We start from the raw sequence: 20,449 nt of genomic DNA on the forward strand, positions 1-20,449 counted from the left end.
TATTACATGAGTGCGCTCCGACCTTGATGGCTATCAGGGATAATTTAAAAATTTAGAACTATTCTAAATTACCTTGTTTGGTTGTATGTTTCCTGAAAAAAGCCTCAAAATGAATGTTATGAGCAATTATTTTTCCGTTTACGACGGCTGTTAAAGTTTGTTATCAGTATTTCGGCAATTACCTTTGCAAAGCGAATGAAAGCGTATTAGTGCGAATTATAACATTAACATACTATTCAACTACATAACGATGCTCAGGTTTAAGTTCTCATCTCTAATGGCGTTAGTTGTTTGGTGTGCTCTTGCATTTTCTGTTCCAACGTTTGCACAAGACGGCGGAGGAGATGGAGGGGCTGCCGATAGTGCGCCTGCTGCTGCAAGCGGTGCAGCGGGATTGTCTGCTGACCAGGCTATTATTGACCAAGGAAAGGGTCTTTTTGATGCTAACTGTAAGCAGTGCCACGCGGTACATGAAAAAATCGTTGGCCCTGCTTTGGCAAAAGTATATGAAAGGCGTACTGTACCTTGGTTAGTTAACTTCATTAAGTATCCGCAGAAAACCATTGAAAGCGGAGATGCTTATGCAGTTGCTCTTTACAAAGAGTATCAGCAGTACATGCCTAACCACGATTTTTTGAAAGACGATGAAGTAAAAGCCATTCTTTCATGGGTGCAGGCCGAAACCATCAAAGGCCCTGCAACAGCTGCTACCGCTCCCACAGCCGCAGGCGGAGATGCTGCCGCTGCTGCGGGTGGAAGTTCTAACTCTGGCCTGCTGACAGCTATTGTAGCCGGTTTGGCGTTCCTACTGATTGTTACGCTTGCCGTACTTGCCCTGATGGCCGCTACTCTGAGCAAATATTTGAAGAAAGAAACTAACCTTTCTGAGGAAGACCAAGAGTTGCTTAACCAACGCACAGACTGGGCAGGCATATTCAAAAGCCAAGCATTCATTGGCATTACTGCCTTCATTTTTGTAGCGTTAGTATTGAAAGCAACCGTAGAAGGACTTATCACCATTGGTGTGCAACAAGGCTATGCGCCCACGCAGCCTATTCCTTTCTCCCACAAATTACATGCAGGTCAATACGAAATTGATTGTAAGTATTGCCACACAGGGGTAGAAAAAGGAAAGTCGGCAAATATTCCTTCTGCCAATATCTGTATGAATTGCCACAACGCAATCAAAACAACCTCGCCTATTATTCAGAAAATTTACGAACACATTGAGAAAGATGAGCCTATCCAATGGGTACGTGTACACAACTTGCCCGACTTGGCATATTTCAATCACCAGCAACACGTTAAAGTAGCCGGTCTGGATTGCGAAAACTGCCATGGCAATATCAAAGAAATGGAAGTTGTTCAGCAGGCATCCCTGCTTACAATGGGTTGGTGTATCGATTGTCATCGCAAAACAGAAGTAAATGCGAAAGACAATGCTTACTATGACAACTTGGTACAATTACATGCCAAGTCTTCAAAATCTCCGATGAAAGTAGAAGACATTGGCGGTTTGGAATGTGCGAAGTGCCACTATTAATCACAGACAAACCCAAGACAACTTAAAATCACTGTTTCGTAAAACTTTGACGACTGAGTAATGGAAGAGACAAAAAAAATATATTGGAAAGGTATTGAAGAGCTTACGAACGATGCAGAGTTCGTGAAGTATGCAGAAAAAGAGTTTCCGCATTACCTTCCTATCAAAGACAGCTATGGCGACAACGAATCCGCAGAACCTACCCGTCGCGACTTCTTGAAGTTGATGGGTTTCAGCGTAGCTGCCGTATCGCTGGCTGCTTGTGAAACACCCGTTAAAAAGGCTATTCCATGGCTGAACAAGCCTGAATCGGTAGACCCAAGCATATCTAACTACTATGCCTCTACATTTTTGGATGGCAGCGACTATTGCTCCGTAGTAGTAAAAGCTCGCGACGGCCGTCCTATATTCATTGAAGGAAATACTTTCTCCAATGTTACCAAAGGCGGTATAAGCGCTACGGCCACAGCTTCTATCATGTCGCTGTATGATATTGAGAAAGCCAAGGCACCTTCAAAAGGCGGCAAAGAAACCGACTGGGCTACCATAGACAAAGAAATTACCGACCAATTGTTGCAAATTGCACAGGCGGGCGGTCAAATTCGCATTGTGAGCAATACCATTATGAGCCCTTCTACGCAAGGAGTTATTAATGAGTTTATTGCCAAATACCCTACTACCAAGCACGTATCATACGATCAAGTTTCTGCACACGGAATTTTGCAAGCCAATGCGCAGCAATTCGGCAAAGCCATGATTCCTTCTTATCACTTTGATAAGGCTGAAACCATTGTAACATTTGGTGCTGACTTTTTAGGAACATGGATTTCTCCTGTTGAATATGCCAAGCAATTCAACGCAACCCGTAAAATCGGTAAGGACAAGAAAACCATGTCGCGCTTGTACGCTTTTGAGTCTATCATGAGCATTACAGGTGCTACTGCCGACTATCGCACACCAATTAAGCCTTCTCAGGAAGGTTTGGCAGTTGCTAAACTTTACAATCTGATTGCTCAGAAAGCCGGTAAAGCAACTGTTCAGGTGTCAGATGTAAAAGTGCCTTATTTGGAGGCCGCCGCCGACAAACTTTGGAGCACCAAAGGCAAGTCGTTGGTAGTAAGCGGCTCAAACGATGTGAACGTTCAGTTGATGGTTAATGCCATTAACGAGATGCTGGAAAGCTACGGCTCAACCATTGATACTGCCGTTCCTTCTTTCCAAAAGAGAGGCAATGATGCCGAAATGGCCGCCTTCGTAAAAGAAGTGGAAAGCGGTGCTGTACAGGCTGTTATTTTCCTGAATGCAAACCCTGTGTACGACCACCCGATGGGTGTTTCTTTGGAGGCAGCGTTGAAAGGCAAAAAAGTGCAACTGACCGTTGGTATCTCCGACCGCTTGAATGAAACCACTTCACTCTGCGGCTACCATGCACCGGACAGCCATTTCTTAGAATCATGGAACGATGCAGAGCCTAAAAAAGGTCATTTCAGCCTTGGCCAGCCTGCCATTGCCCATATTTTCAACACACGTCAGGCGCAGCAATCGCTGCTGACATGGGCCGGTTCTACTACCGACTATTATACCTTTATCCGCAACTTCTGGAAAGCCAACCTGTTTAAATTGCAGAATAAAGAAACAGAGTTCGAGTCTTTCTGGAATCGCTCATTGCACAACGGTGTATTTGAACCTGCCGAGTTGGGCGGATATACTTCTGTATTTGAAAAATCTGCTGCTGCCGGCGCTGTTGATATGAATGCGGTAGCGGCACAAGTAGAGGCTAACTACAAAGCCGGAAACGCTATGGAGTTAGTTATCTATCAAAAAGTAGCGATTGGTACAGGTACACAAGCTAACAACCCTTACTTGCACGAAACACCTGACCCGATTTCTAAGGCTTGCTGGGGTAACTATATTTCTATCCCTGTTTCTTTGGCTACCCAATTAGGTTTCTCTCAAAAAGAAGGTAAAACCCAGATGGGTAAACTGACCGTAGGTAAGCACACTGTTGAATTGCCTGTGCTGATTCAACCCGGTCAGGCAAAAGAAACCGTGGCAGTCGCCATTGGCTTTGGCCGCAAAGATGCAGGTAAAGTAGCTACCGAAGCCGGTGGTGCCAATGCCTATCCTCTGGCCTCTATGCTGGGCGATGCGGTTCGTTTTGCCAACCTGAAAGATGTGAAGTTAGAGAAAGTTGAAGAGCGCGTTCGTTTGGCTCAGACACAAACGCACGAAACCTTCATGGGTCGCGAAAGCATCATTCAGGAAACAATACTGGCAGAATATGTAAAGAACCCCAAAGCCGGTCGTTACGAGCCGATGATTGCTACCTACAAAGGCACAGAGCGTCCGACAGATATTTCTATGTGGGATATCCGCGGCGATGGCTATGGCAAAAAATCGGGCGAACTGACCGATTATGAGAAAACCTTGTGGGAAAATCGCAAAGAAGCCCTTGGTGTTTCTTCCGGTGCAGCAGATATTCACGTATATGCTAACCACCACTGGGGTATGGCGATTGACCTGAACTCTTGTACAGGTTGTTCTGCCTGCGTAGTAGCCTGCCACATTGAAAACAACGTACCGATTGTTGGTAAGAAAGAAATTATCAACCGTCGTGAAATGCACTGGATTCGCATCGACCGTTATTACAGCTCCGACGGTGCTCCCAAAGATTACGATGCTTTGGAAATTGCCTCCGAAAATCCGGAAGTAGTATTCCAGCCGATGATGTGCCAGCATTGTAACAATGCACCTTGCGAAACAGTATGTCCTGTGGCTGCTACCACACACAGTTCAGAAGGCTTGAACCAGATGACATATAACCGCTGCGTAGGTACGAAGTATTGCGCAAATAACTGCCCATACAAAGTGCGTCGCTTTAACTGGTTTAGGTATCATCAGAACAATGAGTTCGACTATCACATGAATAACGATTTGGGTCGTATGGTATTGAACCCGGATGTTACCGTTCGTTCACGCGGTGTGATGGAAAAATGTTCATTGTGTGTGCAGCGCATCCAGTCTGGCAAGTTGAAAGCCCGTAGCGAGCAACGCCGCCCGGTAGATGGAGAAATCAATACGGCATGTGCTTCCGCTTGTCCTTCAGATGCAATCGTATTTGGCGACTTGAACGACCCTTCATCTCGCATTTCCAAGCTGCTTGATAACGAAGTGAAAGAGCGTGCATACAATGTTCTTTCCGAAATCAGCACCAAACCAAACGTATATTACCTGACCAAAGTCCGCAACAAGGATAAGGCACAGGCATAATCAACATTAGGGGAAATTAAAACTTACAGCATATGCAAATTATATCTGAAGTAAGGGAACCATTGGTAACAGGCGGAAAAACCATTAAAGACGTTACCAATGACATTGCCCGCCACGTAGAAAATCAGCCTACTCGGTTGTGGTTTATCTGCATGGCTATCTCAATCATCTTATTAGGTACAGGTGGTTACTTTGTAGGCGATTTGGCTTGGAACGGCATTGGTCGCTGGGGGCTTAACAAGACCGTTCAGTGGGCTTGGGACATTACCAACTTCGTATGGTGGGTAGGTATTGGTCACGCGGGTACACTGATTTCAGCTATCTTGTTGTTGTTCCGTCAGAAGTGGCGTACGTCTATCAACCGCGCAGCAGAAGCGATGACTATTTTTGCCGTTATCTGTGCGGCATTCTGGCCGGTAATCCACATGGGTCGTCCGTGGGTAGGTGCCTACTGGGTATTGCCATTGCCCAACACGTTTGGCTCTCTGTGGGTAAACTTTAACTCACCGCTTTTGTGGGACGTGTTCGCGATTTCTACCTACTTCTCAGTATCATTAGTGTTCTGGTACGTAGGCTTGATTCCGGATTTTGCAACCATCCGCGACCGCGCTACTTCAGCAGCATCACGTTTCTTCTATGGTATCCTTAGCTTCGGATGGACAGGTTCTGCCAAAGACTGGATGCACTATGAAGCAGTATCTCTGATTTTAGCAGGTCTTTCTACGCCGCTTGTACTTTCTGTACACACCATCGTAAGTTTTGACTTTGCAACCTCTGTTATTCCCGGTTGGCACACCACCATCTTCCCTCCATACTTCGTTGCCGGTGCGATTTTCTCCGGTTTTGCAATGGTATTGACGCTGATGCTGGTAATCCGCAAGGTGTATCGCTTGGAAGACTATATCACAATGGAGCACATTGAGATGATGAACATCATCATTATCGTAACAGGCTCTATCGTAGGTATCGCCTATACAACAGAGTTCTTTATAGCATGGTATTCCGGTGTGGAATATGAACAATACGCATTCATCAACCGCGCTACCGGGCCTTACTGGTGGGCTTATTGGGCAATGATGACCTGCAACGTAATTTCTCCTCAGTTGTTCTGGATTAAGAAAATACGCACCAGCTTGGTTTGGACATTCTTCCTGTCTATTATTGTGAATATCGGTATGTGGTTCGAGCGTTTTGTAATTATTGTTACTTCTCTGCATCGCGACTACCTGCCTTCAAGTTGGGTATATTTCACTCCGACTATTCACGACATCATGTCATATGTATTCACCTTTGGCTTATTCTTCTCCCTGTTCTTCCTGTTTGCTAAATTCTTCCCGGTAGTAAATATGGCAGAAGTAAAAGCTGTTTTGAAAGACAGCAATTCCAAAGTTTATCGCGCGCGCCGCACACTTGTGAATGAACCTTTACCACAGTTAGAAGAAAACACAGTAGAAGCCAAATAAACAACGTATCAATCATGGCAATGGAAAAAGATAAGCACTATTTAATCGGCGTATTCAGCGACCATGACGATTTGTTGCATGGCATTGAAGATATGCGCGCCAAAGGTGTGAAAATACATGAAGTATATTCACCGTATCCTGTACACGGTCTGGAACATGCGCTTGGCTACAAGCGTTCGTGGATGCCCAAAGCTGCATTTGGTTTTGGTGCGTTAGGAACAACGCTTGCCATTACTATGCAGGTTTCAATGATGGCTATTGACTGGCCAATGATTATTGGCGGTAAGTCTTACTTGGCTGTTCCGGACTTTGTGCCAGTTAGCTTTGAAATGACGGTACTGCTTGCAGCTTTCGGAATGGTTGGTACTTTCTTAGTTACCAGAGATTTGAAACCTTACAAAGTACCTCGCATTTTTGATATTCGGGCAACAGACGACAAACACATTGTAGCTGTTGATTTGGCTGCCAATAAGCTATCCGAAGAACAAATTTCATCTTTGTTCAAAGAGGCTCACGCAGAGGAAGTATATCGCCGTGATTTTGCAGATGAAGAGAAATCTCCTTCTTTCATCAGCTATATGGTAGATTTATTTACCAACGGTGTAACTCGTTCAAGCCGAATTTCAACTCATCGTTAATTCCAAGCTCGTTTATAATCATGTTTAAGACATCATATATCACATTGTTTGTTGCTGCTTCTGTGCTGCTGGCCGGCTGCACGGGAGCAAGTGGCGATGACCCCGGCGTAGAATATGCCCCGCAGATGTATCATTCGGTCGCATATGACCCACTGTCGCAAGTAGTGGACGAGACCAGTCCTTACTACAATTCTGCTCCTTTCAACGACTATCAGGGAAAGAAGAAAATCAACCTGATGACTCCTGTTGAAGGGGTCGTGGCGCGTCAAAATTATGTAGGTGCTACGCAGTCTGTTTTGCCTTCCGAAGACCAACCGCTGCTGATTTATGAGCTGCATAAAGACAGCCTCGACATGGCGGCTCGCATTTTGAAAAACCCTGTTGCGTTGGATTCTGCCGGCAAAGTAATCGAGCAAGGTAAGCATTTATATCTTGGCTTCTGTGCGCCATGCCACGGGGTAAATGGCCAAGGCGACGGCAAAGTAGGCGAACAGTATAAAGGCGTTCCTAATTATTCTGTTGGCCGTTATAAAACCCTGTCCGAAGGTCATATTTTCCATGTAATTACACACGGAAAAGGTCGTATGTGGCCTCATAAGAGTCAGCTTTCGCCCGAAGAACGCTGGAAAGTTGTTCATTATGTACAAAAATTACAGAAAGGCGAATCGTAACAGAGCGCTGATGGTTAGACTTTAATTATGATTAATGCGATGAAAGCTGAAGTACATCATCATAACATAGAAGAAAACTTTGTGTTTTCCGACACAGCCAAAAAGTCAATTTTTACTGTGCTCGTGATTGGCATCATCATGTTTGTTATTGGCGTGGCAATGCTGGCCTTAGGCGGCGATTCTCATGCTCATGACAGTCATGCCTTAGCAAACAACGGCGGCGATTTCGTTACCGTATCGGAAGGACACGACCACGGCCATGGGCACGCCTATCACTGGACAAATCGCCTGAAAGTAACTTTTTGGCATAATAGCGTATTCTTTATAGGTCTTACGATTGTCGGTATTTTCTTTACAGCTATTCAGTATGCGGCACATGCAGGCTGGTCTGCGGTATTGAAACGCGTGCCTGAAGCATTTGGCAGTTTTCTGCCTTATGCAGCCGTATTGCTGATTGCGTCATTTGCTTGGGGCTATCATGAAATTTTCCACTGGACAGATTCTTCTCTGATGGACCCTAACAGCCCTAATTATGACCCGATTATTGCCGGTAAGAAAGGCTTTTTGAATTTGCCGTTTTACATAGGCCGCATGATTGTATTTATTGCCGGCTGGTACGGATTCTATTTCTTCCTTCGCAAAAATTCTTTAGCAGAGGATTTGGAAGGTGGCACACACCGTTTCTGGAAAATGAAAGTAATTGCCACTTTGTTCATTATTTTCTTTGCTATTACAACTTCAATAGCTGCTTGGGACTGGGTAATGTCTATTGATACGCACTGGTTCAGCACCATGTTTGGTTGGTACAACTTTGCAAGCTGGTTTGTTGCAGGTCTTGCTACCATTACGCTGGCTGTGCTGTACCTGAAAGATGCAGGCTACTTGAAGGCAGTTAATGAAAACCACCTGCACGATTTAGGTAAGTTCGTATTTGCATTTAGCGTATTTTGGACGTATATTTGGTTCAGTCAGTTTTTGCTGATTTACTACGCAAATATTCCTGAGGAAACTATCTACTTTGTAGAACGCTTGCGCAGCGACCAATACGGAAAGTTCATTTTTATTAATTTGTTCTTGAACTTTTTCTTTCCATTTTTGGTATTAATGACACGCGATGCTAAGCGCAAAGCAATTATCTTAAAAATCGTGTGTTATGCGGTTATCATCGGGCACTGGTTAGATTTCTACCTGATGATTACCCCCGGAACCTTGAAAGAACATGGTGGCTTGGGGCTGTTAGAGATAGGTTTAGCACTTATTTACTCCGGTGCATTTGCTTTCGTAATAGCACAGGCATTGGCTAAGGCGCCTCTGATAGCTAAGAACCACCCGATGTTGCAAGAAAGTTTGCATCATCATATTTAAAAAAATTCGTGTGCAGGCAAAAACCTTTTGCCTGCACACTTTGTCAAGCATTTAGTGTTTAATTTTATTTCTAAATAAAGCAACATGACAGGTCTTCTTCTTTTAACGGGTGGCATTTTGGTAATTGCCGTGTTTGCTTTGGTATATCGCATACTTTCTTTGGTAAATATTGCCAAAGGTAACCAAGGAAAGCGCGTCGGTACCAGCAATGCCGTAAACAGTTTTTTGTTTATTCTGTTTTTCTTTGTAGGCTTTGGGCTTATCTTCTGGTACTCAGGCAAGGCAAGTGAAAACTTCCTGCCCGAAGCTGCTTCTGAGCATGGTAAGCTGACCGACAAACTGTTTTGGATAACAACAGCCATCACATTTGTTGTATTTTTTCTGACACACATTGTCTTGTTTTTTTCGCCGTATTTCTTCCGCTATCGTGAATCTCGTACTGCCTACTGGTGGCCGGATAATACTAAGTTGGAAGTTGCATGGACAGTAGTTCCTGCAATTGTTCTTACGGTGCTTGTACTCACCGGATGGTGGGCATGGCGCGATATTACTGCACCTGCTCCCGATGACAGCTTGCAAGTTGAAATTGTTGGTAAGCAATTTAACTGGATGACTCGTTACGGAGGCAAAGACGGTAAGATAGGTAAGTATGACTACCGTAAAATTGATGCTACTAATCAGTTAGGTATGGACTTCGCTGCTGACAAGTCTAATTTTGATGATTTTACTCCACGCGAAATCCATTTACCAAAAGGGAAAAGCGTATTATTGAAAATCCGCGCACGCGATGTATTACACAGCGTTTTCATGCCTCACTTCCGTGTAAAAATGGATGCTGTGCCGGGTATGCCTACTAACTTCTGGTTTACACCCACTAAAACTACCGAAGAAATGCGCAAAGAGTTAAATGACCCCAATTTCAATTATGAGTTAGCTTGTACCGAAATTTGTGGTCAGGGACACTTTGCCATGCGCATGGTAATCGTCGTATCAGAACCTGAAGAATTTGAAAAATGGTATGCTTCTCAAGAGCCTTGGGCTAAGCAAAATGCAGACTATATTGCATCATTAAATCTCGAGAACAGCAAAGAGTTAGCTAGTCTTTTCAACCAGAAATAAATTTTTGCATTATTAAACATTATCTGTTATGGCAACAGTAGATATTGACTTGCACAAGTCAGTTGGTGAGCATGCTCACCACGATGACCATCATGAGGAGCATCACCATCATGAGGAGACGTTCATCACCAAGTATCTTTTTACGGAAGACCATAAAATGATTGCCAAGCAATTCCTGCTTACAGGTATGTTTTGGGCAATTGTCGGTGGTATTCTTTCCATTCTTTTCCGTTTGCAACTCGGCTTCCCCGATGCAAATTTGGAATTTTTGCGTCCGTTGCTGGGTGATTGGATTACTACCCAAGGTAAATTAGACCAGAATTTCTACTTGGCTCTTGTTACCATGCACGGTACCATCATGGTGTTCTTTGTATTGACCGCCGGCCTGAGTGGTACTTTCAGCAACTTCTTGATTCCGCTGCAAATTGGTGCACGCGACATGGCTTCTGGTTTTATGAACATGCTTTCGTATTGGTTCTTCTTCCTTTCAAGCGTTATCATGTTCATTTCTCTGTTCATTGAAACAGGGCCTGCCAGTGGCGGTTGGGTGGTATATCCTCCATTGAGCGCTCTGCCTCAGGCAATGCCGGGCTCAGGTTTGGGTATGACGCTTTGGTTGGTCAGCATGAGTTTGTTTATTGTATCGTCTCTGCTGGGTGGTATTAACTACATTGCTACTGTTATCAACCTGCGCACAGACGGCTTGTCTTTCTCTAAGTTGCCACTGACCATCTGGGCGTTCTTCCTGACAGCCGTTTTAGGTTTGTTGTCATTCCCTGTGTTGTTTGCTGCGGCTCTGTTGCTGATTTTTGACCGTAGCTTTGGTACAAGTTTCTATCTGTCAGAAATTTACATCAACGGCGAGCCTTTGCATAACATGGGTGGCAGCCCTGTATTGTATCAGCACTTGTTCTGGTTCTTGGGACACCCTGAAGTATATATCGTAATGTTGCCCGGTTTGGGTATTACTTCTGAGATTATTGCTACCAATGCACGTAAGCCAATTTTCGGTTATCGTGCGATGATTGGTTCTTTGCTGGCAATTGCTTTCTTGGCATTTATCGTATGGGCACACCACATGTTCGTTTCAGGCATGAATCCATTCCTTGGTACAATCTTCATGTTCCTGACGCTGATTATTGCGGTGCCTTCTGCGGTGAAAGTGTTTAACTATTTGGCTACTTTGTGGCGCGGTAATATCGTATTTACTCCTGCGATGTTGTTCTCTATCGGTCTGGTATCGTTCTTTATCTCCGGTGGTGTAACAGGTATTGCGCTGGGTAATACAGCAATTGACATCCAGTTGCACGATACATACTTCGTTGTAGCGCACTTCCACTTGGTAATGGGTTCTGCTTCATTCTTCGGTATGCTGGCTGGCATCTATCACTGGTTCCCCAAAATGTTCGGACGCATGATGGATGAGAAGTTAGGCTATGTACACTTCTGGATTACTTTCATTGGTGTTTACATGGTATTCTTCCCAATGCACTATATCGGTATTGCAGGTTTCCCTCGCCGCTACTATTCATGGACTAACTTTAATGCATTTGATACATTCTCCGATTTGAATGCATTTATCAGTACTGCCGCGATTATCACATTGAGTGCACAGTTGATATTCTTGTTCAACTTCTTCTATTCAATGTTCAAAGGTCGTTTGGCTCCTGAAAATCCATGGCGTTCCAATACATTGGAGTGGACAACACCTCGCTTCCCCGGACACGGCAACTGGCCCGGTAAGATTCCTACCGTATATCGTTGGCCATACGATTACAGCAAACCCGGTGCGAAGGAAGATTTCATCCCTCAAACTGTACCATTCTCTGCTACTCCAGAATCAAACCTTCCTCATGAAAATGAGATGATTGAACTGGAAAAAGAGTTTGCAAAATAATTGACGTAATCATTTGAAAATGACCCACTCGCAAAAGTGGGTCATTTTTTTGTACCTATGGAAATAAAGGGTTTAGACCACATATCGCTACATGTGGCAGACGTACGGCAAAGCGTCGCATTTTATGAAGAAGTAATGGGTTTAATGCAGGTGAAAAGACCCGATTTTGATTTCCAAGGTGCATGGTTTAGCTTGGGCAACGGGCAGACCTTGCATTTGATAGAGGGAAGAACAATGCCGCCGCATTGGGGCAGTCGGGCGACGCACATTGCTTTCGCTGTGCCCGATATAGCACTTGCGGCAAAGTACTTCGCGGGCAAAGGTGTTTTTCATACACCCATTAAGGAGCGTCCGGATAAGGTGAAACAGTTTTTCATTACAGACCCTGACGGGTATTGTTTAGAGATTTGCGAGGCGGCTTATGTTTAATCGCTGATAAAATTTTGAATATTAGCGAGATATACCTACATTTGCACTCCTTTTCCGAACATCAGGCATAGCATAAGTATTTTATTCATACAGTCATGAAGAAAGACATCCATCCAAACTACCGTGAAGTTGTATTTCTGGACACTCAGAGCAACTTTAAGTTCATCACCCGTTCTACCATTGAAACAAAAGATACGATTGAGTGGGAAGATGGCAAGACTTATCCTTTGGTGAAAATTGAAATCAGTTCTGCTTCACATCCTTTCTATACAGGCAGTACAAAAGCATACGTGGCAACTGCCGGTCGTGTGGAGAAATTCCTCAAGAAGTACAACAAAAAATAGTCGTTTTATTGCGTAAAAATGAGTCCTTTCGGCATAACTACACCGAAAGGACTCATTTTTTATACAAAAGGTACATTGTTTTTGCGTCAATTATTCAAAATCAGATACTGCATCCGACAGGGCGCAATGGCTTGTCAGGTTTGTTCAGGTGTGGTTGGTAAAATTTCAAAGCTGTGCGAAATTTCAGCCGTAGAGCGTAGCATGGCAGCTACGGAGCAGTATTTGTCCACAGAAAGCGTAATGGCTCTTGCTGCTTTTTCATCGGGGATAGCACCTGTTAAGACAAAATGCATGTGAATGTGCGTAAATACAGCAGGGATAGCATTTTCGGCTCTTTTGGCACTGATTCGCAGGCGAATATCTTGCAGGTTGAGCCGTTGTTTTTTCAAAATATCAATCACATCTATTGCGGAGCAGCCACCAAGTGCCGCCAGTACCATTTGCATGGGGCGCATACCTGCATCGTGGCCGCCAATTGCCGGAGCGGCATCTATTTCAACCGTTCGGCCTGACTCATTAACTGCCCGCATGTGAAAGGCATCATCTATGCGTTGAATATCTATAATCATTTGCGGTTTCGTGTTTGATTTTACAAATTACGTGAAAATACACAGTAACCTTTATGCAACGAATACCGATTTATCAGATAGATGCTTTTACGCGCAAGGTGTTTGGGGGTAATCCTGCTGCGGTTTGTCCTTTGGAAGAGTGGTTGCCGGAGGCTGTTATGCAGGCAATCGCCGCTGAGAACAACTTGGCTGAAACGGCCTTTTTTGTTCCGCGCGGCCGCGAGTTTGAAATTCGCTGGTTTACGCCTGAGGTAGAGGTGGATTTGTGCGGACATGCTACGCTGGCGGCTGCTTACGTGATTCTGAATGAGTTGGGAAGTCCGAATAACTACGTGCATTTCCACTCGCAAAGTGGTTTGCTGAAAGTATATCGGAAGCATGATTATTTGGAACTGGACTTTCCGAGTCGTCCGCCGCAACCTGCGGAGTATCCTCCGGGATTAATTGCAGGATTGGGCGCAATGCCGCAGCATATTTTGCGTTCGCGCGATTATGTGTGTGTATATGAAACAGCGGAGGAAGTGGCAGCGCTGGAGCCGCGGTTTGAAGAGCTCGCGAAATTAGATGTACTCGGCATTATCGCCACTGCACCGGGCACAGATGCTGACTTTGTTTCCCGTTTTTTTGCTCCCGGTGCGGGTGTAAATGAAGACCCCGTTACAGGCTCGGCGCACAGTACGCTGATTCCTTATTGGGCAGAGCGCTTAGGCAAGCAGAAAATGTTTGCCCGTCAGATTTCAAAACGAGGCGGCGAACTGTTCTGCGAATTGCATGGCGAGCGTGTGAGAATCGGAGGATATGCCGTTCCTTATTTAAAGGGTGAGATATTATTGCCCAAAAGCGATTGATACCACATTTGACGAAGTAATAATTTCAAAGACAACCAACAATGAAGCGATTAATCATACTTTGGACAATAATAGCACTATTGGTTGCTGCCTGCAACCCCATGAAAGTATATGTGCGCAAAGATGAGGCGGCTGATTTCAGCAAATACAAAACATTTGCTTTTTTGCAGCGTCCTCCCGATGAGCGTGTGTACGGCAGTTTGCTTGCCGAAAATGAAATGATTTACGGTATTCAGGAGGAGTTAGAGGCGCGCGGACTGAAAGCAGATACGACTGCGCCTGATTTATTGGTTTCGTTCAAGTCTAATGCACAGGTTTCCCAAAAGCAGGTAACAAGCGTGCCGCCTATGTGGGGAATGCCCATGTGGGGTTTTTATGACCCGTTTTTTTGGGGGCCGGCCATGATGAACCCATGGAATCAACGGCAAACGCAAACCATCACAGAGGCCAAAGGAACTATTGAGTTGTTTTTGTTTGAACGAATTACCAAAAAACCGGTTTGGCAGGGTGCGGCTATCGGAAACGCCGATAACCCCTATGAAAATGTGCGATTGTCGCTTCAGAAACTGTTTAGCCGATTCCCGTTGAAACGGCAGCGGCCTTACCCGAAGTACGACTTATAGCAGATGTGTTAATTTTAAGTGAAAGCGCCTAAAAAAGGCGCTTTTTTGTTTTTTTATGCTGAAATTTGAAGGCTATTTTGTAAAATGGTGCCTGTATTTGCGAAAATCAAGTAAAATTTCATACCACTTAACGCTATTCAACAATGTCCAGACTAAGATTTATTGCTTTGGAACAAGCCGCCTCCCGCGGTATTGTAGATGTGGCAGCGCCTTCCAAGAAGGTATCTGACTACTATGGAATGAACGTATTCGGCGACGAAGCGATGAAAAGCTATCTTTCATCGGATATGTACAAAAAACTGAAAGCACATGTGCAGAAGGGTGAAACGCTGGATGAGGCGCTGGCAGATGCCGTAGCGGCTGCGATGAAAACTTGGGCTTTGGAGCGCGGTGTTACGCATTATACCCACTGGTTTCAGCCTCTGACGGGTTCTACTGCCGAAAAGCACGATGCTTTTTTTGAACCTTCGGACAACGGCAAAGTTTTGGAAAAATTCAAAGGCAGTGCGCTGGTGCGTCAGGAGCCTGATGCGTCTTCCTTCCCGAGCGGTGGTATCCGTAATACGTTTGAGGCGCGTGGTTACACTGCATGGGACCCTACATCGCCTGCTTTTATTATTGAAAACGGCAGCAGCAAAACGCTTTGTATCCCTACGGTTTTTGTATCTTACACAGGTGAGGCACTCGACCACAAAGCTCCTCTGCTGAAATCTCTGGCATTGATTGATAAAGCGGCTACCGCTGTTTGCGAATATTTTGACAAAGATGTTACACATGTTTATGCCACATTGGGCGTAGAGCAGGAGTATTTCCTGATTGACCGCGCGCTGTATTTCGCGCGCCCCGACTTAGTGATGTCCGGTCGTACACTGTTTGGGCATACGCCGGCCAAAGGTCAGCAATTGGAAGACCATTATTTTGGCTCCATTCCTTCGCGTGTGCGCGCCTACATGCAGGATTTGGAGATTGAAGCCTACAAACTGGGCATTCCGCTGCGCACCCGCCACAACGAAGTTGCTCCCAGCCAGTTTGAATGTGCGCCTACTTTTGAGGAAATCAACCTTGCCAATGACCACAACCAGTTGTTGATGGATATTATGGAGAAGGTTGCCGAGCGCCACAACTTCAAAGTTTTGTTGCACGAAAAACCCTTTGCCGGTATCAATGGCAGCGGCAAGCATAACAACTGGTCGCTGGCCACTAACACGGGCGTAAATCTATTGCAACCAACCAGCAAAGCCAAAGAAAACCTGCAATTCCTGACCTTCTTTGTCAATATCATCAAGGCGGTATATGAAAATGCGGATTTGTTGCGTGCTTCCATAGCTTCTGCCGGTAATGACTTCCGCTTGGGTGCCAACGAAGCTCCGCCGGCTATTATGTCGGTATTTATCGGCGAGCAACTGACCGAAGTTTTGGATGAACTGGAACACAACGGCAATATCAAGATTGACAAAGGCGATAATATGTACATGAAGCTCGGTATTGATAAAATTCCGCCGATTTTGCTTGATAATACCGACCGCAACCGTACCTCGCCGTTTGCATTTACAGGTAATAAATTTGAGTTCCGTGCCGTGGGTTCATCTGCCAACTGTGCAACAGCACTGGTCGTATTGAATACCATTGTAGCCGACCAACTAAAGAAGTTTAAAGCAGAGGTAGATGCACAAATTGAAGGCGGCAAGAAAAAAGAGGTTGCCATTGTAGATGTACTGCGCGAATACATCAAGCAATCCAAAGCTATTCGTTTTGAAGGCAACGGTTACAGCGATGAGTGGGTGGAAGAGGCAGCTAAGCGCGGTTTGTCCAATATCAAAACAACTCCTCATGCGTTGGAAGCCTATCTGAGCAAAAAGTCCCGTCAGGTGTTGGTTGGCAACGGCATTTTCAGCGAGGTAGAACTGGAAGCACGTGTAGATGTTATGTTGCATAACTATGCGCTGAAAGTACAAATAGAGTCGCGTGCATTGGGTACTTTCGCCATGAATCAGGCCATTCCTTCGGCGTTGGAGTTCCAGAATAAACTGATTGAAAATGCCCGCGGATTGAAAGAATTAGGCTTGAAAGAAGAGTCGGAACACCTGAAAGACCTCATCAAAGACCTTTCCCGTCATGTAAATGCCATTAAGACCAACGTGGACGCAATGATTGAAGCCCGTAAGGCAGCCAATGAATTGGATACACATCACATGGCAATTGCTTACTGCGAGAAAGTAAAACCTTTCTTTGATGTGATTCGCTACCATGTGGACAAGTTGGAACTGATGGTGCCTGATGATATGTGGCCGTTCCCTAAATACCGCGAGTTGTTGTTTATCAAATAGTAGCCGGCAACTGTCATAAAAATGAGCCATCCTGTTTTTGGGGTTGGCTCATTTTGTTGTGAAATTATCGCAATTGCGCCTTATGATAAAGTCATTTCCGCAGGATTCCACTGCACGATGCGTCTTTCGGCAGCGCTCAGATTTGCTGCCAAGCAAGGCCCTGCTGCCCGAACGCCGAAGGCCGCATCCTGAATATTGGGTTTGCCTTCCCTGATGCTTGCGTAAAAGTTGCGGAAGTGGTCGGTGCGCTCATCGTAGCCTTGCGGTTGTTTAAATACGATGTCTTCCAATTTGGGAGCCTTGCGGTCTTCTTCTTTCCAGCGGCTTTTGTATTGCTGTTCAAAGGCTTCTTGTTGCTCCTTGGTGAAAGTATTGAACGAGTCATAGCCGCCATAGCCCGGCGCTTTGGGCAAAGGCGAGCGTTTAAGTGTAAACCCTGTCCATGTGAGTTCTATCATGCCCTCCGTGCCTATGATGCGGGTAAATTCGCCGCCGCCGGAGCCATCGGCAAAATTGACGGAAAGAACCATCTGAAAGGCAGGATGTGTGGCTGTGGCGGGGTACTCCATTACGGCCGAAACTACATCGGGCACATCGCGGCCGTCTTTCCAGTAGGAGAGTTGTCCCGATGCAAACACGCGCTCGGGGCCTAAAGAACCGGTGATGTAGTGCACGCCCGAAATCAGATGTACAAACAAATCGCCCGGGATGCCCGTGCCGTAGTCGCGGTAGTTGCGCCAACGGAAAAATCGCGTCGCATCAAACGGCGTTTTAGGTGCATTACCCAAAAAGGTCTCATAATCAACGGTTTGCGGATTGGCATCGGGTGGAATGGAGTATTGCCATGCACCGAGCGAGCTGTGCCGCCCCATATTGGCCACTACCATATTAATGGCACCGATAGCCCCCTGTTCATAATATTTTTTGGCTTCGTTAAATGCCAGACTGCTGACGCGCTGGCTGCCTACCTGCAAAATTTTACCCGATTTTTTCGCAGCTTCTACCAGCATTTTGCCTTCTTCGGGTTTGTGGATGAGCGGCTTCTCGCAATAGACATGTTTGCCTGCTGCCAAGGCATCCATTGCGATGCGTGTATGCCAATGGTCGGGGGTGGCAATGATGACGGCATCAATATCTTTGCGGGCGAGCAGTTCGCGGTAGTCGCGGGTGGTGAACAGATTTTTCCCGTATGTTTCCTTAGCCTTGGTAAGGCGACCTGTGTAGAGGTCGCAAGCAGCTACTATTTCACTACCCCCTGCTTCCAGCGCCGACTTAATGTCGTATTGCGAAATAATGCCCATACCGATACATCCCAAGCGGATTTTATCATTGGCGGCAAATCGGGAAGGAACGGGCGCTTGTTGCAGTTCTACGACCTGTGCATTTGACAGCGGAACAATGCCCGCACCTGCCAGCACGGAGGCTCCCAGCGTTTTTCTGATGAAATTGCGTCTTTTCATACTTACTGACAATCAATTACAATGCAGTAAGTTAGAAAATGATTGGCTATTTCTTCGTCGTCAGATTGCGGACTTTGAAGAGTTTTACCAAACGAGGTACGTAGTCTTCCGATGTATCTACGAACAAATAATTGGCATTGAACTGGTGGCACAATTTTTCTAATTGCTCACGCTTTTGGCTGAATTGTCCTGCAATTTTATCGCGAAATGCCTCTGATGACGTATTTACCCAAACGGTGCGGCGCGTTTCTTTATCTAACAGCGGTACAATTCCCATGGGTGGCAGTGTGCTTTCGCGATGGTCGGCGAGGTGAATAACAATCAGGTCGTGTTTTTTTGCCATTGCTTTCAGGTTGCGCTCGTAGCCTTCGTCTACAAAGTCGCTTACCAGTACTACGATGCTTTTGCGCTTAATGATGTTCATTGCCACTGCCAGAGCCTTGTTCAAACTGGTTTTGAACGATTCGGGTTGCAGGCGAAACATGGATGTAAGCAGTTCGTAGGCGTGTTTAGTGCCTTTTTTGGGCTTGATGTATTTTTCGCGTTGGTTGCTGAAACAGAGCAGCCCTACCGAACTGTTTTCTTTCAGTGCCGAGATGGTTAGGATGCCGCATATTTCGCGGCCATAGTCAATTTTTTGCTGATTCGGCTTGCCGATGTATTGCGAGCCGCTCACATCGAGAATCAGGAAAACATTCTGTTCTTTTTCTTCCTTGAACGTTTTAACATAGATGCCGTGGCCTTTGGCACTTACGTTCCAGTCGATAGTGCGTACATCGTCGCCGTATTGGTAGGCGCGCACGTCGTCAAACTCCAGCCCCGAACCTTTGAATACAGAGTGAAAGTCGCCCTGCATTTGGGTGTTTACAGCCTTGCGGATTTTGATTTCGTAGCGGCGCAACTTGAAGAATATTTCGCGAAGATTGTTTTCCAAAGCCTTTCAGGGAAATTAGCTTAAGCAAACTTACGCAATCGCTGCGTAACTTGCAGTATGATTATGCGTGAAATCCTCATTTTGCTGGGTAAGGAACTGCGCTTGGAGTGGCGCAGAAAGTACGCCTTTAACGGTATTTTGCTGTACATTGTCGCTACAGTATTTGTGGCCTATCTGAGTTTTAACCTGAAAAAGAGTCAGTTAAGCCCGCTTACATGGAATGCGCTGTTTTGGATTATTCTGTTGTTTACAGCCATCAGTGCCATTGCCAAAAGTTTTGTGCAAGAGCCTGAAAGCCGTCATTATTACTACTACCAATTGGTGCGCCCCGAAAGCGTGATTATATCTAAAATTCTGTATAACAGCTTGTTAATGGTTGTTATGTCTGTCATCGGGCTGTTGATATACGTCATTTTGCTGGGCAATCCGGTGCAGGATATGTCTTTTTTTCTGCTGGATGTGGCACTGGGCAGCATGGGGTTTGCTGCTGCACTAACGCTGGTTTCCGCCATTGCCGCCAAAGCGCAAAGCAGCGGGACACTAATGGCAGTGCTGGGTTTTCCTGTTGTGCTGCCAATGATTATGCTGCTCATCAAAGTTTCAAAAAATGCGATAGACGGCCTCGCACGCAGCCAAAGCCACGATGAGTTGCTGATGCTTGGCGGCATTAATCTGATTGTGCTGGCGGTTTCGTTCCTTTTATTCCCCTTTTTGTGGAAGGCGTAAAGCCTGACAGCCCTGCCGTTAGCCTTCCGACTTTTCGTGAGTGGCTAAGTCCCCACAAGCCGTTACGCAAAAGCGCAGGGGTGCGAAAAATATGTGTGTAAATACTTGAAAAATAGGTATTTAAACCTGACAGGTTTCCAATGCCTGTCAGGTTTGCTTATAACACGCAACATCCTTTTAACCGCCAAGAACGATGAGAAAAAACTTAGTGGATTGGGTGCTA

General features: G+C 45.5%; 17 protein-coding genes. 14 read left to right on the forward strand and 3 right to left on the reverse strand.

Features of this window, described 5'->3' with window-relative positions; translation table 11 throughout:
* Window positions 1-277 precede the first annotated feature (277 nt).
* The 10 genes from NDK19_RS05990 (at window position 278) to NDK19_RS06035 (ending at window position 12,739) form a co-directional block, all read left to right on the forward strand.
* Window positions 278-1,543 (forward strand): cytochrome c3 family protein, encoded by a 1,266-nt coding sequence (locus NDK19_RS05990; protein WP_250630941.1) that lies wholly within the window; start codon window positions 278-280, stop codon window positions 1,541-1,543.
* Between the two features lie 60 nt (window positions 1,544-1,603).
* Window positions 1,604-4,813, forward strand: coding sequence for a TAT-variant-translocated molybdopterin oxidoreductase (locus tag NDK19_RS05995; RefSeq protein WP_250630942.1), 3,210 nt, complete (start codon window positions 1,604-1,606; stop codon window positions 4,811-4,813).
* A 32-nt stretch (window positions 4,814-4,845) separates the two neighbouring features.
* A complete protein-coding gene (gene nrfD, locus NDK19_RS06000) occupies window positions 4,846-6,276 on the forward strand; it encodes an NrfD/PsrC family molybdoenzyme membrane anchor subunit (protein WP_250630943.1) in 1,431 nt (476 codons plus the stop codon).
* A 14-nt stretch (window positions 6,277-6,290) separates the two neighbouring features.
* Window positions 6,291-6,914 (forward strand): DUF3341 domain-containing protein, encoded by a 624-nt coding sequence (locus tag NDK19_RS06005; protein ID WP_394801674.1) that lies wholly within the window; start codon window positions 6,291-6,293, stop codon window positions 6,912-6,914.
* Window positions 6,915-6,934: 20 nt separating this feature from the next.
* Entirely contained in the window at window positions 6,935-7,585 is a 651-nt protein-coding gene (locus NDK19_RS06010) for a c-type cytochrome (RefSeq protein ID WP_250630944.1), read from the forward strand.
* 39 nt (window positions 7,586-7,624) lie between these two features.
* Window positions 7,625-8,950 (forward strand): quinol:cytochrome C oxidoreductase, encoded by a 1,326-nt coding sequence (locus NDK19_RS06015; RefSeq protein ID WP_250630945.1) that lies wholly within the window; start codon window positions 7,625-7,627, stop codon window positions 8,948-8,950.
* A gap of 84 nt (window positions 8,951-9,034) precedes the next feature.
* Window positions 9,035-10,069 carry a cytochrome c oxidase subunit II gene (locus tag NDK19_RS06020; protein WP_250630946.1) on the forward strand — a complete coding sequence of 345 codons (1,035 nt, stop codon included), beginning with the start codon at window positions 9,035-9,037 and terminating at the stop codon, window positions 10,067-10,069.
* 28 nt (window positions 10,070-10,097) lie between these two features.
* Window positions 10,098-11,966: a cytochrome c oxidase subunit I gene (locus tag NDK19_RS06025; RefSeq protein WP_250630947.1), complete on the forward strand. Its 1,869-nt coding sequence runs from the start codon at window positions 10,098-10,100 to the stop codon at window positions 11,964-11,966.
* Window positions 11,967-12,023: 57 nt separating this feature from the next.
* A complete protein-coding gene (locus NDK19_RS06030) occupies window positions 12,024-12,395 on the forward strand; it encodes a VOC family protein (RefSeq protein ID WP_250630948.1) in 372 nt (123 codons plus the stop codon).
* A 95-nt stretch (window positions 12,396-12,490) separates the two neighbouring features.
* On the forward strand, window positions 12,491-12,739 hold the full coding sequence (locus tag NDK19_RS06035; protein WP_250630949.1) for a type B 50S ribosomal protein L31: 249 nt from the start codon (window positions 12,491-12,493) through the stop codon (window positions 12,737-12,739).
* Between the two features lie 134 nt (window positions 12,740-12,873).
* Here NDK19_RS06035 and NDK19_RS06040 read toward each other — a convergent pair whose 3' ends face one another.
* Window positions 12,874-13,308 (reverse strand): OsmC family protein, encoded by a 435-nt coding sequence (locus NDK19_RS06040; RefSeq protein WP_250630950.1) that lies wholly within the window; start codon window positions 13,306-13,308, stop codon window positions 12,874-12,876.
* A gap of 53 nt (window positions 13,309-13,361) precedes the next feature.
* Between NDK19_RS06040 and NDK19_RS06045 the strand changes: the two genes are divergently transcribed.
* From NDK19_RS06045 to NDK19_RS06055, 3 genes are all read left to right on the forward strand, one after another.
* Window positions 13,362-14,156, forward strand: coding sequence for a PhzF family phenazine biosynthesis protein (locus NDK19_RS06045; protein ID WP_250630951.1), 795 nt, complete (start codon window positions 13,362-13,364; stop codon window positions 14,154-14,156).
* A 41-nt stretch (window positions 14,157-14,197) separates the two neighbouring features.
* The gene (locus NDK19_RS06050; protein WP_250630952.1) at window positions 14,198-14,779 is read left to right on the forward strand and encodes a DUF4136 domain-containing protein; all 582 of its coding nucleotides are present in this window, start codon (window positions 14,198-14,200) and stop codon (window positions 14,777-14,779) included.
* Window positions 14,780-14,922: 143 nt separating this feature from the next.
* Window positions 14,923-17,106, forward strand: coding sequence for a glutamine synthetase III family protein (locus tag NDK19_RS06055; RefSeq protein WP_250630953.1), 2,184 nt, complete (start codon window positions 14,923-14,925; stop codon window positions 17,104-17,106).
* Window positions 17,107-17,186: 80 nt separating this feature from the next.
* On the opposite strand, the gene NDK19_RS06060 is transcribed toward NDK19_RS06055, so the two are convergent.
* On the reverse strand, window positions 17,187-18,566 hold the full coding sequence (locus NDK19_RS06060; protein WP_250630954.1) for a Gfo/Idh/MocA family protein: 1,380 nt from the start codon (window positions 18,564-18,566) through the stop codon (window positions 17,187-17,189).
* A 46-nt stretch (window positions 18,567-18,612) separates the two neighbouring features.
* Window positions 18,613-19,500 carry a DUF58 domain-containing protein gene (locus tag NDK19_RS06065; RefSeq protein ID WP_250630955.1) on the reverse strand — a complete coding sequence of 296 codons (888 nt, stop codon included), beginning with the start codon at window positions 19,498-19,500 and terminating at the stop codon, window positions 18,613-18,615.
* A 57-nt stretch (window positions 19,501-19,557) separates the two neighbouring features.
* Between NDK19_RS06065 and NDK19_RS06070 the strand changes: the two genes are divergently transcribed.
* Window positions 19,558-20,226, forward strand: coding sequence for a heme exporter protein CcmB (locus NDK19_RS06070; protein ID WP_250630956.1), 669 nt, complete (start codon window positions 19,558-19,560; stop codon window positions 20,224-20,226).
* Window positions 20,227-20,449 lie beyond the last annotated feature (223 nt).

The organism is Rhodoflexus caldus (assembly GCF_021206925.1).
In the GTDB taxonomy this organism is placed as follows: Bacteria; Bacteroidota; Bacteroidia; order Cytophagales; family Thermoflexibacteraceae; genus Rhodoflexus; species Rhodoflexus caldus.